Annotated in this window: 7 protein-coding genes; all 7 read left to right on the forward strand. The window is 30.0% G+C overall.

Translation table 11 applies throughout. The features are described from left to right. Positions 1–17: 17 nt before the first annotated feature. The 7 genes from J3359_RS11700 (at position 18) to J3359_RS11730 (ending at position 18,205) form a co-directional block, all read left to right on the forward strand. Positions 18–1,058 (forward strand): hypothetical protein, encoded by a 1,041-nt coding sequence (locus J3359_RS11700; protein ID WP_208077044.1) that lies wholly within the window; start codon positions 18–20, stop codon positions 1,056–1,058. A gap of 2 nt (positions 1,059–1,060) precedes the next feature. Beyond that, entirely contained in the window at positions 1,061–2,068 is a 1,008-nt protein-coding gene (gene rfbB, locus J3359_RS11705) for a dTDP-glucose 4,6-dehydratase (RefSeq protein ID WP_208077045.1), read from the forward strand. 1 nt (position 2,069) lies between these two features. Then, on the forward strand, positions 2,070–2,924 hold the full coding sequence (gene rfbA / locus J3359_RS11710) for a glucose-1-phosphate thymidylyltransferase RfbA (RefSeq protein ID WP_208077046.1): 855 nt from the start codon (positions 2,070–2,072) through the stop codon (positions 2,922–2,924). Further along, a complete protein-coding gene (gene rfbC, locus J3359_RS11715) occupies positions 2,924–3,478 on the forward strand; it encodes a dTDP-4-dehydrorhamnose 3,5-epimerase (RefSeq protein WP_208077047.1) in 555 nt (184 codons plus the stop codon). The genes rfbA and rfbC overlap by 1 nt, the downstream gene beginning before the upstream one ends. Positions 3,479–3,577: 99 nt before the next feature. Beyond that, on the forward strand, positions 3,578–5,752 hold the full coding sequence (locus J3359_RS11720) for an Ig-like domain-containing protein (protein WP_208077048.1): 2,175 nt from the start codon (positions 3,578–3,580) through the stop codon (positions 5,750–5,752). Between the two features lies 1 nt (position 5,753). After that, positions 5,754–7,715, forward strand: coding sequence for a PorP/SprF family type IX secretion system membrane protein (locus J3359_RS11725; protein WP_208077049.1), 1,962 nt, complete (start codon positions 5,754–5,756; stop codon positions 7,713–7,715). Positions 7,716–7,747: 32 nt separating this feature from the next. Then, positions 7,748–18,205, forward strand: coding sequence for a T9SS type B sorting domain-containing protein (locus tag J3359_RS11730; RefSeq protein WP_208077050.1), 10,458 nt, complete (start codon positions 7,748–7,750; stop codon positions 18,203–18,205). Positions 18,206–18,209: the final 4 nt, after the last annotated feature.

Here is an 18,209-nt window from a genome sequence, read left to right on the forward strand (position 1 = left end):
TATTATAAATACCAAACATGTTAACCAACCAACAAAAAAATAACGAAGAAGAAGTAGATTTAGGCTCGTTGTTTGTAATTATAGGAAGAGGTTTTAAGAACTTTTTTAACTTTATTGGAAATATTTTTAAAGGAATTTTTCATACCATTATTTCCATTTTAATTTTTATAAAAAAGAATATTGTAAAAATTGGAATTGCTGCAGCTATTGGGTTTGTAATTGGTATTTTTTTACAAGTAACAACAACAGATAGATTTGAATCTGAAATGTTAGTACAGCCAAATTTTAAAAGCGCTCGACAATTGTATAATAATGTAAATTATTACAACGATTTAGTAAAGCAAAAAGATACAGTTGGGTTGCAAAATACATTTAGCTTAAATAAAGAAGAAGCTGCTTCTTTAAGAAAATTTACAATCGAACCCATCATAAATCAAAACGATATTATAGATTCTTACAACGATTTTATTCAATCTGTAGATACAACAACTGTTAAAAGCTACTCTTTCCAAGAGTTTAAAGCTTCATTTACAGATTTAGATTATAAAATTCATACAATAAAAGTTATTTCAGAAAAAAATAACATATTTAATAAGTTAGGCGATGTTATTATTTCTTCTGTTGTAAAAAATAAATACTTTAATCGCTTAAAGGAGTTAACCAACGAAAACTTAAATAGAACAGATTCTATTTTAAGACAAAACCTAATTCAAATAGACACTCTAAGAAGAGTATATATGCAAGTAATGGTAGAAGAAGCGAAAAAGCAAACTACTGGAACAAGTATAGATTTAGGAGGCGAAAAAAGAACCACAAAAGAGCTAGAATTATTCGAAACTAATAAAAAAATAAACAGCAGTTTAAAAGATATTGCTATTGATAAATCGGAAAAATACGAGGTAATTAATGTTATTTCTAACTTTCAGCCCATAGGAACAAAAATATCTGGAATTACAAAAAATAAAGCGGCACAATTAGCAGTTCTAGGAGCTTTACTAATGATTTTAATTTTACTATTATTAAAGTTGAATGCTTTTTTAAATACTTATAAAAAGTAACGATGCAAACAATTTTAATTACTGGAGGTGCAGGTTTTATTGGTGCTAATTTTATTCCTTATTTTCTTGAAAATAATAAAGAAATAAAGGTTGTAAATTTAGACTTATTAACCTATGCAGGAAATTTAAGTAATTTAAAAGAAGTTAAAAATAATCGAAGATATACTTTTGTAGAAGGAGATATTTGCGACAGAAATTTGGTCGAAAAATTATTTAAAAACCACAATTTTTCTGGAGTTATTCATTTCGCAGCAGAATCGCATGTAGATAATTCTATTAAAAACCCAGATGCATTTGTAAGAACCAATGTATTTGGAACATTTAACCTGTTAAATGTTGCTAAGAATTACTGGATGGATTCATCTAATAATTTCAAAGAAGGGTTTGAAGAGGCAAGATTTCATCATATTTCTACAGACGAAGTTTATGGAACTTTAGGAGAAACAGGTTTATTTACGGAAAACACTCCTTACGCTCCTAATAGTCCTTATAGTGCATCAAAAGCATCTTCCGATTTTATGGTTCGTAGCTATTTTCATACTTATGGAATGAATGTAATTACTACAAACTGTTCCAATAATTACGGGCCAAAACAGCATAACGAAAAATTAATTCCTACCATTATTAGAAAAGCCATTTCTGGAGAACAAATTCCCATTTATGGAAATGGAAAAAATATTAGAGATTGGCTGTATGTTTTAGACCATTGTACAGGAATAGAAGCTGTATATAAAAAAGGTACATTAGGAGAAACCTATAATATTGGAGGAAAAAACGAACGGAATAATTTATATATCGCAAATAAAATTTGCGAAATTTTAGATAAAATTCAACCTAAAGAAAACTCTTATAAAAATCAAATAACTTTTGTAAAAGATAGGCCTGGACACGATTTTAGATATGCAATCGATGCTTCTAAATTAGAAAATGAATTGGGTTGGAAAGCAAATGAAAATTTCGAATCTGGCATTGTAAAAACTGTTAAGTGGTATTTAGAAAAAAATAATTAAAATGAAAGGAATTGTTTTAGCAGGAGGTTCTGGTACAAGATTACACCCATTAACATTAGCTGTTAGTAAGCAGTTAATGCCAGTGTACGATAAACCAATGATTTACTATCCTATTTCTACTTTAATCTCTGCAAGAATTAGAGAAATACTTATAATTTCGACGCCACAAGATTTGCCGCTTTTTAAAAAACTATTGGGAGATGGAACTCAAATAGGATGTAATTTTCAATACGAAGTTCAAGAAAAACCGAATGGTTTGGCAGAAGCATTTATTATTGGCGAAAAATTTATAGGTAAAGACAAAGTAGCCTTAATTTTAGGAGATAATATTTTTTATGGCTCTGGTTTGTCTAGCTTATTAGAAGCAAACAATAATCCAGATGGAGGTATTGTATATGCATATCACGTAAATGATCCAGAAAGATATGGAGTTGTGGAGTTTGATGATGAAAATAACGTACTTTCAATTGAAGAAAAACCATTAGAACCAAAATCTAATTTTGCAGTGCCTGGAATTTATTTTTATGATAATGATGTGGTACGTATTGCAAAAAATATAAAACCAAGTAAAAGAGGCGAATTAGAAATTACAGAAATTAATACTATTTATCTAAAACAAGGAAAATTATCTGTACAAATTTTAGATAGAGGCACAGCTTGGTTAGATACAGGTACTTTCGATTCTCTAATGCAAGCAGGGCAATTTGTACAAGTAATAGAAGAAAGGCAAGGTTTAAAAGTTGGGGCTATTGAAGAAGCTGCCTTTAGAGCAGGTTTTATTACAAAACAAGAAATGTTAGCGATAGCAAAACCTTTATTAAAGAGTGGTTACTCGAACAACTTATTAAAAATATAATGAAAATTACAGAGGCATTTTTAAAAGGTTGTTTTGTTATAGAACCTAAAGTTTTTGGAGATAAAAGAGGTAATTTTTTTGAAGTTTTTAATCAAAAAATATTTACAGAAAAAACAGGCTTAAAAGTAAAATTTGTACAAGATAACCAATCCATTTCCCAAAGAGGAGTTTTAAGAGGTTTGCATCTGCAAAAAGGAGAATTTGCACAAGCCAAACTTGTTAGAGTTATTAAGGGTAAAGTTTTAGATATTGTTGTAGATGTTAGAAAAAATTCACCAACGTTTGGTAAACACTTTTCTATAGAATTATCTGAAGATAATAACAAACAAATATTTGTGCCAAAAGGGTTTTTACATGGTTTTTCTACTTTAGAAGACAATACTATCTTTTCCTACAAATGCGATAATTATTATCATAAAGAAGCAGAAGATGGAGTTATTTACAATGATAAGGTATTAAATATAGATTGGAAACTAAAGAAAAACGAAATACTCTTATCAGAAAAAGACGAAAACCTTCCATCTTTTTTAGAATTTCGACAAAAAATCATTTAAGCTATTAACAGTTACAGTTAAAGAAAATGTGTTTAAATTTTTTTTTATAAAAAAAACTTGTACTTTTGGTTATATAATCCCCAGCATTAATTTTAATTAATGCCCCTAGATAGTAAAATTATTAAAAAGAGAACCCCTATATCTTTTTTATTAATATTTAGTACATTAATATTAGTTTCTCAAACTCTTGAGAAACCAATATTGCAATTCTCCTACGTTTGTGCTTCTAACAGTTTTAACAATTTCGAAATAGAGATAGCATATAATACTGCTGCTTTTAATAATAACAATGTTTTTTCTGTAGAATTATCTAATAAAGATGGAGATTTTTCTTTACCAACTGTTTTACAAACAATTTCGAATCAGAATTCTTCTTATAAATTTAAAACGAATGTTCAGTTTCCTAAAAAACTTTATGGAAAAGGTTATAAAATAAGAATTAAATCTTCCTCTCCAGAGAAAATTAGTCCATCTTCCAATGCTTTTGAAGCCTATTATTTAACCTCTGATAGGTTAATTTTAAACAATTTTACTGATGTAATTTTATGTGATGGAGCTACCAAAGAAATTGCACTAAACATACAATCTGCTGCAAGTTATCAATGGTATAAAGATGGTAAAAAAATTGGTTTGGGCGGCCCTAAATTAGAGGTTTCAGAACCTGGTTTATATTATACCGAAATTTATTATGGATCTTGTTATAATGCTGTAATTTCTAATATGGTAGAGGTTACGAAGCTTCCAAAAGTTGTTTCAAAACTTAAGGGAAGTTCGAAAGTAGAAATTTGTTCGACAGCTTCTTATGTTTTGGAAATGACTGTAGATAACCCGAATTACAAATATCGTTGGTACAAAAACGGAGTAAGAATACAGCCTGCACCAGATTATAAGCCAAGTTTAACGGTTTCTGGTAACGATAGTTTTGGGAAATACTATGTAGAGATAGAAAACGAAAATGGCTGTGTTGGTACCTCGCAAGAAGTGGAAATTACAGAAGTTTCATCAAATTTAACTGTAGATGCTATTGGAGACACATCAACCTATATTTTAAAAGGAGAAACGAAAACATTAAAAATAGAACATAGTGCTACAAATGCAACTGTTGTTTGGTATAAAAACGGAATAGAGATTCCAAATAGTAATAAAAACCAAATAAACATTATCGATTCTGGCGTTTATTACGCTAAGGTTATTGGTAATGGAGGTTCTTGTTCTACATCTAAAAATTCTTCAGAATTTACTGTTCATAAGATTGTAAAATTTATTCCTAAAATAACATACAAATCGACATATAATTCTTGTAATTCTGAAAAAACTTCTCTGAAATTAGAGACTTTAAAAGCATTTGATTCAGAGAGTAACGAATACAATGTTTTGGAAAACCAGTATCAATATGTAAAATTTCAATGGAAAAAAAGAGATGTAAATTTAAATGGATTTACAAATGCTGAAATTTCTATAGATACTTTCGAAAAAAATGGAGAATATTCCTTGGAAGTAAGTTCAAACGCCGTAAATAATGTTTCAAACAAAGTACCTGTTTTATTAAAAACTCCTGAAATAACAATTGTTTCTTCATCAACTTCAAATAAAATTTGTGATGCTAAAAGCATTACTCTAGGTACTTCAAATAATAATAATTTTACTTATAAATGGTTGAAAGATAACCTAGTTGTTTCCAATGCAACCGATGCAGAAATTACCATTAATAAACCAGGAGCCTATCAATTAGTTGCCACAGGTTTTGGTTGTTCTACAACTTCAAATACTATAATTATTACATCTTTTGACGCTTCTTCTGTTCAATTAGACACGCCATTAGATATTATTTTAGGTTCAGGTGAAACTAAGAAAATAAATGCAAGTGGGGGAGACTCTTACATTTGGTTAGACGAAAATAAAAATGTTTTAGGAACAGGTTCTTCCTTAGAAATAAATACTAAAGGTGTTTACGTTTTAGAAGCAAGTGTTAATGGTTGTAAAGTAATTAAAACAATTTCTGTTTTTACAAACCAAGCCACTAATATACCAAATGCGCTTACTTTAAATGGAGATGGTTTAAACGATGTTTGGGTTTTGCCTAGCAAATATGCGTTTAATAAAAATGTATATGTTAAAATTTATAATTCTCGAGGTAAATTGGTGTTGGAGACGAATAACTATCAAAATAATTGGCCTAATAAAACACTAATAGATAAAAATCAGTTGTTTTTTTATGTCATAAAAAACAAAAATAAAACAATTAAAAAAGGAACAATTTCTGTAATAAAATAATATGTTTAAAACCAAACTACTTTTAACGTTGCTACTTATAAGCGTTTCTTCCATTATATTTTCTCAAAGTAATAACGAGCAGTTATTTAATAACTTTTCTTCTCATAATTTTTTAAAGCACAATCGATTTTTCTTGAATCCTACCTTCTCAGTAGCAAGAGAAAATACAACCTATTTAAGCTTTTTAAGTAGAAATAAATTTTCTGATTTTGATGACTCTCCTCAATTATACGTTGGAAGTTATTCTGGCAGAATTAGCGAAAAAGTGGGTGTGGGTTTAGGAGTTTTTCAACAGAATTTTGGAGTTTTTAAACACTTTGGAGTGCTGTTAAATTACGGATATCAAGTTCGGTTAAGTGAGAAAAATGCACTTGCTTTCGGTTTTAACTTTATGTATTCCAGAAGCGGAATAGATAGAAATAAAATATTGGTAAACAACCCAGACCCTTTTTTAGCAAATTTTCAAGAACGCCCCTTAATTAATTTTCAACCAGCTGTAAATTTAACATTGGGTAGTTTCGATGTTGGAATCTTTCTTGAAAATTTAATAGACTACGATCTAAAAGCCTACGAATTTATTACAGAGTTTCCAGACAAAACATTTTCGGGACATTTAATGTATACCAAACAGTTTACAAGCGAAACCGGAATGTTTAAAGACGGGAAATTACAGCTGTTAAGTATTGTAAGAAAACCAGGTAAAAATAACACCGAATTTACAGGAAGTTTACTTTTAGACCTTCCAAAAATTGGTTGGATACAATCTACTTACGACCATTTTTACGGAACTTCAATAGGAGTTGGAGTAAATATTTCTGAAAGAATATCAATTGGTTTTGTCTATGAAAAAGGAAAAAATAATTTAGGAATTACCAATGAAATAGGGCTAACCTATAATTTTGGAAAACACGATTATGCAAAAATAAATATTAATGGTTCTAGTAATTTAAATACTTTAGAAGCATCTATATCTAAATTAGAAGAAAACAACAAGAATAAAAAAGAGGTTAACGAGCTGATGAATTCCTATAAAATTCGTCAAGATTCTATTAACAAAGCTCAAAAATTAGAAGCAGAAAAAAAGCATTTACAGGTTTTAAAATTAATTAAAAGTAATCAACAAAATAAAACTGTAGAGATTGTAACGAACAAGAAAAAAGAAAAAGCAGTAGCAAAAAGGATAATTTCTAAGAAAAAAAGTGTAGAAAAGGCTAAAAATCAAGAAAAACCAAAAAAAGTTATACCTAAAAAGATAACACCAAAGAAAACAATTTCAAAGAAAACTCTTACAAAAAAAGAAAATATTGTTGCAAGAAAGCAACTTGTAAGTAATTCAAAAATTAAAATACCTACAAAAAACCTTAATGGGTATTTTGTGATTGCAAACTACTTTTCTAAAGAAAAAAATGCAATTGCTTTTACCAAAACAATGCAAAAGAAAGGGTTCGATTCTAAATACTTTAAGCACCCAAGAAAAAACTATTATTACGTTTATTTAGATTCTTTTCGTACAAATATTGAAGCGCAACAAGCAATAGACTCTAAATTAAATAATAGGTATACTGCATTATTATCTGTCGTAAAAGTAAACAATAATAGAGTTGGAAAAGTATTAGGCAACACTTCAACAAAAAAAACCTCATTTAAAAAGCCTGTTAAGAAATATAAAGCAACTAAAATAAATAAAAAGCCAGTTAAAATTAAAAAAATGAAGTCGAGTAAAGGATTAGAACCTGGCTATTATCTTATTGTAAATGTTTTTTCAAAAAAATATTATGCAAACAAATTTTTAAAAAAAATGGAGGAAGATAATTTAAACCCTCAGTTTTTTATCTATCCTAAAAATAATTATAGATATGTGTACTTGTCCAAAAAACAAACAAAAAAGGAAATTTTAGAATTGTATTATTCTAATATAAATGGAAATTATACGAACGATAAATGGATTATGCATATAGAATAAAAAATTAACTTAACCCAATTCATACCCCTAATATGAAAACACTAAATGTTAAATCAACTTTAGTCCTAATTGTACTTTTATTACAAACCTTAGGATTAAGCTTTTCTGCTCAAACAAAGAATAAAAAAGTACAAAATATAGAAAAGAGCACAAAAGTAAATTTTCGAAAAGATGTTCCTTTCACTCAAAGACTTTCCAATGGAGGTATTAATTTAAAAGGAGACATTACTATAATTTCAAATAGTATTGTTAGTATAGAACAAGATGGTATAGATGCCAACGACAATTACAATGGATTTGCATCTAACGGACTTGTTTTTATGGATTATATTGATGTTGATTCGGATCCAACAACATTCTCTTCAAGTAAATCTAGCTTAAACTTACCTAGTTGTTCTAAAGTCGTTCATGCAGGTTTGTATTGGGCAGCAGTGTATCCAAGAACTCATTGGGATACTTCTGTAAATTCTGCCCCTAGAAAGACCGATTTTAATCAAATTAAATTTAAACTTCCTGGCGGAAATTATTTAGATATTACAGGAGAAGTTATTTATGATGATGGAGAAGATACTAGCAAACCATACACATGCTATAAAGATGTAACTAATTTAGTAGCGGGTTTAAAATCTCCTAATGGAGATTATTTTGCTGCAAACATAAGATCTATTGTAGGTAGAGATGCTGGAGGTTTAGGATCCTCTGGAGGCTGGGTTTTAGTGGTGGTTTACGAAAATGATTTAGAGCCAAGTAGAAGAGTTTCTATATTCGATGGATTTTCTAGTGTGGGTTCTGGCTCGACACAAGATATTTCTTACTCAGGGTTTAAAACAATTCCTACAGGTCCAGTTAAAGCTAAAATGCTTGTTGCTGCCTTAGAAGGAGATAAGGCTATTGATGGAGATCGATTTAAAATTAAAGATGTCTATGGAAATTATCAAGATTTATCTACCACGAATTTAAATCCCAAAAATAATTTTTTTAATGGATCTATAACTATTAACGATACTTATTTAGCAGGAAGATTTCCTGCCAGCGAAAATACATTGGGTTTTGATGCCGATTTATTTACAATTAATAATGTAAATAATAAATTAATTAGTAATGGACAAACCAAAGCAGATATTAAGTTAACCTCTTCTGGAGATGTTTATTGGGTGTTTTTAAATGCGATGAGTGTAGATATTATTGAACCAAATATCGAATTAATTAAAACTATTGATGACGGAAAAGGAAATGATATTGCAGGAAATGATGTTGATTTAGGCGATGTAATTTGGTATAACGTTAGTTTTAGAAACAAAGGAAACGACGATGCTTTAAATACCATATTAGTAGATAAACTCCCCAAAAATGTAGATTTTATAAAAAACGATATAGTTGTTCCAAATGGAGTTACTTATACTTATGATCCACCAATAAAATCTAACGGATTTAGAGGTATTTTAAAATTTAATATTCCCAATAGATTAGTAAAGAATGGAGGTACTGCATACAATATTCGTATAAAAGTTAAAGTGGTAGATAATTGTAACGATTTAAGAGATGTTTGTTCTAATAAAATCGATAATCAAATTTTTACAAGTTACAAGGGTAAAACTAGTGGAATAGAAATAAACGACGACCCAAGTTTTTACGGAGTAAATGCCTGTAATATTGGGCTAGAAGGTCCCTCGAATTTTCTAGTAGATGTTTCTGGTTGTAAATACGAAAGAAATGAAATACTTTGTGCAACATCTGTAGTATTAACTGCTGGAAATGGCTTTCTTTCTTATAAATGGAAAGATGAAAACGGAAAAATTATTGGAACCAAACAATCTGTAACTGTTTCTAAAACAGGTAAGTATACAGTAGATAAGATAGCGCCTGTTGGTTGTATTAGCACTTCAGAAATTGTAAATGTGGTATCTTTTACGACACAAAAAAACCCGCTTTTATTATATGCAGACGAGATTAAAACTTGCCCTAATGATGGTTCTAAATTATCAGAAATTTATTTATGTGGAGACCAAAGCGTAAAAGAAATTAAAACAAGTATTGTAAATTCAAACACTATTCTATGGCAAAAATTAGACGAAACCTCATGTAAAGCAGTCACAAATTCATCTTGTGCAAATGTAGATAATTCCTGTACATGGAATACTGTAAAAACAGATAACGATTATACAGCAAAAACACCAGGAAAATATAGATTAGAAATACGTTCGCAAGGAGGATGTTTTAAAAGATTTTATTTTAATGTGTTTAAAGCAACTATAAACCCAGTAGTTGTTAAAAAAGACATTATTTGTGGAACTGCAGGAAGTATTACAGTTAATAAGGTACCAGTAGATTACGAATATAGTTTAACAAATACTACCAACTCTTACCAAACAAGTAATGTTTTTCCGATAAATAAGGCAGGTCGTTATAATTTATATATAAGAAAAAAAGGAGGTTCTGCAAGTTCTTGTATTTATACAGTTACAAATATAGATATAGCAAAAAAAGATATTGAGGTTAAATTAGTCCCAACAGCATTTACATGTTCAAATTCTAAAGGAAAAATTCGAGTGCAAGTAGATAATATTCCTGGAAAATATACTTATAAATTATATAAAGATGGTAATTTAACAGCTTCTGCTGGTCCAATTAACAATAACGATTATAGTTTTGAGGTAACCAAAGGAGGAACATATTCTGTTGAAGTAACTGCCCCAAATACTTGTAGTTTTAAAGGAAATGTAACACTTACAAAACCAAACCCACTAACTATTTCTGCAACTACAACCAAAAACATTAACTGTTTAGATGGTTCTATTAAATTAAACGCTTCTGGGGGTGTTCCAAAATATAACTTTGCCATTTGGTCTTATAATGGCAACAACCTTTATACTTCTGTAGATGCAATTCCTATTACAGATTTTTTCACTACAAAAACAGTTGATATTACTTCAGGAAAAGAAGGCGATTATAAGTTTTTAGTAATAGATTCCAACAATTGTTGGTCAATATCTAACTCAGTAAAAATTCAAAAAGAAAAAGAATTAGTTTTTAATGAAACTATAAAAAACAGCACTTGTAATGGCGAAGATAATGGAAGTATTCATTTAACTGTAAGTGGAAGTGATTTAGGCTACAGCTTAGAGTATAGTATTGATGGAGGTACAACTTACCAAACAAAAGGATATTTTAATAAATTATCTCCAGGAAATTATACAATTAAAATCAATGCAAAAAAGGCAGGAGAAACTTGTACTTACGAAAAAACAGCAACAATTACAGAGCCTGCTGTAATTATTGGAACTGCAAGTTTAACCCAAAACTTAACATGTACCACAGATGGAAACATTACTTTTACTTCGCCTTCTGGAGGAAAAGCTCCCTACAAATTTAGTCTTGATAATAGTAATTATGTATCAAACAAAATTTTTAAAAATTTAAAAGCAGGTACTTTTTTACCTTCTATAAAAGATGCGAATAATTGTGTGTTAACATTACCTAATATTGTTATAAATTCTTTACCTACAGAACCAACTTTAACAGCAAGTGTATCCTATTCTTGCGATGGAAAAGGAACAATTACAGTTACACCAACAAATGCAAATTATAGTTACAGCTTTAATAATGGAACTTTTGGAACGAATAACGTTTTTAGTAATATTTCTGCAGGAAGCCATTCCGTAAAAGTAAATTATGGAAGCAATTGCACAAAAACAATATTAATAGATGTTTTGGCTAATAAAGCGTTTAAAGGAAGTATTACAAATGTAAAAGATGTGGTTTGTAATGGCAATTCTAATGGAGGTTTTGTTATAAATGCAGAAAATTTTGAGGGAAGCTTCCAATACTCTTTAAATGGAGGAAGTTGGAAAACAACTACAACTTCTCCAGTTGTTTTAAATACGCTTTCTAAGGGAAGTTATACTGTGCAACTAAAAAAAGGTTCTTGTACCTTAGATTTAGGAACACAAACAATTTCAGAACCAACAGAAGTAATTGTTACTGCTAGTATTACTAAAGACTTATCCTGTTCAAATACACATGCAACCATAACACCTAAAGCCTCTGGAGGAACTGCTCCCTACGAATTTAGTATCGATAATGGTATTACTTGGAAAAGTAAGTTCACCAATCTTTCAGCAGGAAATTATACCATAAAAGCAAAAGATAAAAATGGTTGTTTGGCAAAAACAGATGCCGTAATAAAAATAGACAATCCAGTAGTTTTAAAACATACAGCTACAAGTACACAGTGCTATACAGGCAATAATGGAGAAATAACAGTTACTGTAACGCAAGGAAATGGAAATTATCTTTTTAAGATAAACAATGGTCCTTGGTTAACACCAGATAGTGCAACTCCAAATTCTTATACATTTAAAAATTTAGTACCAAAAAAATACACTGTAAATGTAAAAGATGCATTAGGTTGTGAGTCTACAGCAACAACTCATACAATTTCACCACAATTAAATGTAAATGTAGTTGCAAAAGATATTAGTTGTACTATTGGTTCAATAACCGCAAAAGCTACTGGCGGAAAAGGTTCTTACACATACGCTTTTGTAACTACAGGAAACACACCAACAACAACCAACTTTATAAACTCTAATATTAAAAACATTTCTACAGCAGGCGATTACGATGTTTATGTAAGAGATAATAGTGGAAATATTGGTTTTTGTGAATTTGTAAAAACAGTTACAATTCGTAAAACACCAGATTTAGCTGTTACAGCTACAACAACAAACCCTAAATGTTTTGGTGATAAAGGAAAAATTAAAGTTGATATTTCTGGAAGTGTTGCACCATATACAATTGAAGTAACAGAACCTGCAGGATATACTAATATCATTTCATCATTTATTGGAAACTCTAATGAATATGCAAATTTATCAAAAGGAAATTATACAATAAAAGTTACAGGAAAAGACGGTTGCACTAAGACAGCAACTACAGTTATTACAGAACCATTAGAACTAAAAGCAACAATTTCGCCAATTGTGCCACCCTGTAACGCTTCGAATGTACCAGCAGATTTTGGTTTTAAATTTAATGTAACCAATAGTTTTGGATCCTCTATTATTCAATATAGTGCAGATAATGGAACGACTTGGAGTACAAATAATACTTTTATGGGGCTTGTTTCAGGAACCAAAGTATATCCTATAATTCGTTTATTAGAAGCGGATGGTGTTACTGTAAGATGTAGTAAAATATTAGAGGCTTACACAATTCCTTATCCAGTTTCTAACTTGTTAGTAAGTACGGCTGCTGGCGGAAGTTGTGCCGACGGTTTTAGTGTAACGGTTGAGGCAAAGGATGGAGTTGGTCCATACCAGTTTGCAATAAATTCTACCACAGCTTGGCAAACCCCAACACCATCAAATTCTTCAGATTATATTTTTGATAAGCTTGTACCAGGTTTAAGTTATACTTTTTACGTTAAAGATGCTACAGGTTGTATAAAACAAAATAAAGTTGACGTTTACGATACATACAAACCAGATATTTTAATTACTGGAAATGTAACGAAAAACGCTTGTGCAACATCTAATACTGGAGAAATTGAATTTTCTATAGACGATTCTAAAAACCCTTTAAGTGGAACAATTAATTGGAAGTTGTTCGAAAAGGCTAACAGTTCTGCAATAAAGAGTGGAAGTCAATCCAATACGAATACTATTAAAGTTGGTAATTTAGCAGCAGGAGATTATTATATTACCATTACAAATAGCGCTTCTTGTTCTTGGGGAAGTTTAGATGTTACAATTAAAAAAGGAGCACCAATCACTGGGCTTGTAGTTAAAAATAGAGATATTACTTGTGCACTACCTGGAATTGTAGAAATTTCTTCAATTTCTGGTGGATTTGGAGATTATACCTATACACTTACCAGTACTAATTTTGTAAATCCAATTACAAGTAAAGATAAATCTATTGAAGTTCCTCTATCTAATTTGGTAGATGCAACAATTTCTTCAACAATTTTAGTTTCTGTAAAGGATGCATCTGGTTGTGGAACAAATTTAAATTCTGTAACACTAAAGGTAAGTGAGAAACCAGAAATTTCAAAAATAAATACAAATAATTGCGATGCGAATAAAACAATTACAATTACTGGAGCAAAAGGTTTGCCACCTTATTTTTATTCCATTGATGATGGAGTTAATTATGTATCAACATCAAAATTTGAAAATCTTAGTGTAGGAGATTACTTAGTAAAAATAAAAGACAGCAATGGTTGTGAGAGCCCTTCTAAAAAAGTAGCAATTATACCGACTTTAAATTTTGAAGCTCTTATAACTAAAAACTTAGATTGTTCTTTAAATCCAAATGCAACTTTAACATTAAATGTTATAAGTGGTTCAGGTGATTATGATTATGACGTATATGATAGTGCTGGAACAGAAATTTTTGCAAAAGCGAAATTAGCGAGCAATCCAACAACATTAAGTTTAGGAAAAGGGATTTATAACGTTAAAGTTTACGATAATTTAGCAGGATGTTTTAAAACAATAGAAGTAGAAATTAAGGAATCTACTAAACCAGAATTTACATATACAACAAATAACAGTTTATGTGAGGGAAGCAATTCTGGAAGTATTTTATTAAAAAATCTAAAAGCCAATTTAACATATTCGTATAGTATTAATCCGGTTTCCGGAACTTTTGATGCAAATACAAATAGTTTTATAGACGTTTCACCAGGAACTTATACAATTACAGCTTTAGGATCTAATGGATGTAGTTTTGTAAAATCTGCCATAAAAATTAACGAAAATAATGCAATTGTGGTTCCTACACCAATTGTAGAAGAATTTAGTTGTACAACTGCTAACATAAATAAAAATGCTAGAATTATTGTTGATAAAACAGCAATAATTGGTGGTAGTGGTATTTATACAATTTTCGAATTTGTTGATACCAAAAAAACAGCAACTACTGTAGACGATGTAATTTTGCAAAGAGGAACAAGTGCCACATTTGTTTCTAACAATAAAAACGGAGGCAATTATTCCATTAATATTTACGATTCTTTAGGTTGTATTGGAACTACAAATGCTACAATTTTACCATTTTCAGAAATATCTTCCGTAAAAGTTACTGTAGATAAAGCATTAGATTGTTTTACTGGAGAAGATATTTCTGTAAGTTATACATCTACATTTCCAATAACAAATGTTCGTTATTCAATTGTGGGAGAAAAAGGTTTTTCGGCAACAAATAACACAGGAAAATTTACAAATTTGGCGGCAGATAACTATACGATTTCTGTAAAAGATATAACTTCTGGTTGTAGTACAGATATTTCTCATCAAGTTTTAAATAGTAAACCATTTGCATTAACTATAAAAAAACAAGAAGACGTAACTTGTTTCGGATCAAGTACTGGTAAAATAATGTTAGATTTTAGTGTCGCGACTCCATATACAAATTCTTATAATTATGTTTTATATGATAATGCAACTAGAACAGCAACTTCTATTTCTGGTGTAGGAACAAGAGCAACTACTATAAGTAATTTACCTGTAGGAGAATATTATGCAGTAGTAACAATGCCAAACAGTCCTTTTTGTACAATAACTTCAGAAGTGTTTAGTATTTATAATCCTTTGCAACCTTTAGATTTTACAACAACAAAAACACCTGCAAATTGTGCAGTTTTAAATAGTGGAAAAATATTTATAAGTGCAACTGGAGGTTGGGAAGAATATCAATATAAAGTAACCACTTTGTCAGGAACTATTATTCAAGATTTTAATACAAATAACAGCTTTGAAAATTTAAAATCTGGAACCTATGTAGTTGCTGTAAAAGATAAAAATAATTGTGAGGTTGTTAAAAACGTAGTTTTAGAGGCTCCAAAACCAATTCAAGCAACTTTAGTTGAAACAACTTCTAATTTATGTCTTGGAGATTCTAATGCTGCTGTTCGAGTAGATGTTACTTCTGGCGGACAAGGAAGCCCACCAAACTATTGGTATCAAATTCAGTTAGATGGTCAAGCAATTTCTGCAAAACAAAAATCGAATGTTTTTAAGAACTTAGCTGCAGGAAAATACATTGTTACAATTTCCGATGATTACTCTTGCGATTTAGAATTACCAATTACTATTAACGAGCCCACTAAAGTAGAAGTTCAAGCAACAATTACAAGTACTGTTTCTTGTTTCAATGGAAATGCTTCTATTACCTTAACAGCAAGTGGTGGAGCAGGAAATTACACCTTTAGTTCCGACGGAATTAATTTTAGTAACAGTTCTATTTTTAATGTTGCTCCTGGAAAACATCAATTTTATGCAAAAGATGTAAATGGATGTATTTCTAATGCATCTGAGACCATCGAAATTTTACCAATTACCCCACTTACTGCAACCTTACATTTAGATGTTGCTTTAGTAAATTGCGCAGCTGAAAACACAGCAGTACTTTCGGCCAATGTTTCTGGTGGTTTGGGCAATAATTTATACGAATTATTAGATAGTTCTAATACAGTTTTAAGACCACAACAAACATCAGAAACATTTGCAAATTTAGGTGCTGGAACTTATAAAATTAGAGTTACAAGTGGCGATTGCCAAACAACTACTGCTCTGCACACAATTGCAGACCCAGTTCCTTTAGAATTAAATACACCCATAAAAGTAACAAATATTAGTTGCTTTGGATCCAATGATGGTTCAATTACAATTGATGCAAAAGGCGGTACAGGAAATTTAATTTATAGCATAAATCAATTAAAATTCGAAACTAAAAATACATTTACTGGTTTATCATCAGGAAATTACGATGTAATTGTTCAAGACGAAAGTGGTTGTTTTATATTACAAAGAGTAACTATAAGTGAGCCTTCCCAGTTAACAGCATCAGTAACAAATATTAAAGAAGAGACTTGTTTTAAAAATGGAGACGCTTCCTTTTCTATAAAAATTTCTGGAGGAACAGCACCTTATAAAACGAAATTAGATAATGGTGTTTTTGTTGATAATCAACTATATTATAATAATCTTACTGGAGGAAAAACATATGTGGTTTCTATCGAAGACAGTATGGGTTGCGAAACAGTGGTTTCTGTTCCATTAAAGGAAGCAGTAAATTTAAACTTACAAACTGCTTTAAATGTAAATTGTTCTAATTATTTAACCACAATTACTGCTTCTGTAAACCCATCTTTTGTAAATGAAATTAAATTTTCTTTAGATGGTGGTACACCACAAGTTTCAGGAATTTTTAAAAATATAGATTCAGGTACTCACACATTAACAGTATCTCATAAAAGTGGTTGTGTTCTAACCAAAGATATTGTAATTAATAATCCAGAGCCATTAGTTTTTAATACACCAGTTTCTACGAAAGATATTTCTTGTTTTGGCGAAAATAATGGGGTTATTACAATCGATGCTAAGGGTGGAAAAGGAGATTTGTGGTGCAGTATAGATGGAGTAAATTTTAAAAAACAAAGTGTTTTTGGAAAACTACCTTCAGGAACTTATGAAGTTACTGTAAAAGACGAACTAGCTTGCAAACCAATTAAACAAACTGTTACTATAAAAGAACCTAAAGAATTAAAAGTAAAACCTGTTAACATTAAAGAAGAAACATGTTTAGGAACAGGAAATGCTTCGTTCGAGCTCGATATTTCTGGAGATCAAGCACCTTATAAAACTAAATTAAATAATGGAGCTTTTGTAGTGGGTCGTACTATTTTTTCTAACCTAGAAGGAGGAAAGTCGTATACAGTTGTTGTAAAAGGACAAAATGGATGCGAAAAAGTAATTGATGTTTCTCTTGAGCCTGCAGTAAAATTAAATTTATTTGCAAACGTAACATACTCTTGTGATAAGGGAGCTGTAATCTCTGGTAGAATAAATAGCGAATACCAAGATAAAATTACGTATTCTTTAGATGGTACAAACTATACAACAGATGGAAAATATACTAATTTATCTCCAGGTAAATATATGTTAGAAGCCTTACATGTTAATGGTTGTTCTGTTACAAAAGAAGTAGAAGTCGAGAATATAGATCCTATAGAACTTGTACTTGATACTAGTACAAAAAATAAAATTATAGCAAACCCTTTGGGCGGTTCTCCACCATATACCTATAGTTTAAATGGAGGTGATTTTAATTGGGACAATAATTTTTTAATTACTGCTACTAAAACATATACGATTACAGTTAAAGATGCGATAGGTTGTGAAGTTTCTGCAACAGTAGAAGGAGAATATATAGACATTACGATTCCTAATTTCTTTACACCAAATAATAATAATGAAAATGATTATTGGTATCCAAAAAAAATTGAAGAGTATCACGAAATTGAAGTTTCTGTTTTCGATAGATATAGTAGACTTTTAAAAGAATTTAAAGGAATTCAAAAAGGTTGGGATGGTTTTTATAATGGAAAACCAATGCCTAGTGGCGATTATTGGTACGTAATTTACTACAAAGACATCCTAGGAGAAAAGAAAAAATTAATGGGAAATTTTACACTTTACAGATAATTAA

The sequence above is a fragment of the Polaribacter cellanae genome (genome assembly GCF_017569185.1).
GTDB classification, from domain to species: domain Bacteria; phylum Bacteroidota; class Bacteroidia; order Flavobacteriales; family Flavobacteriaceae; genus Polaribacter; species Polaribacter cellanae.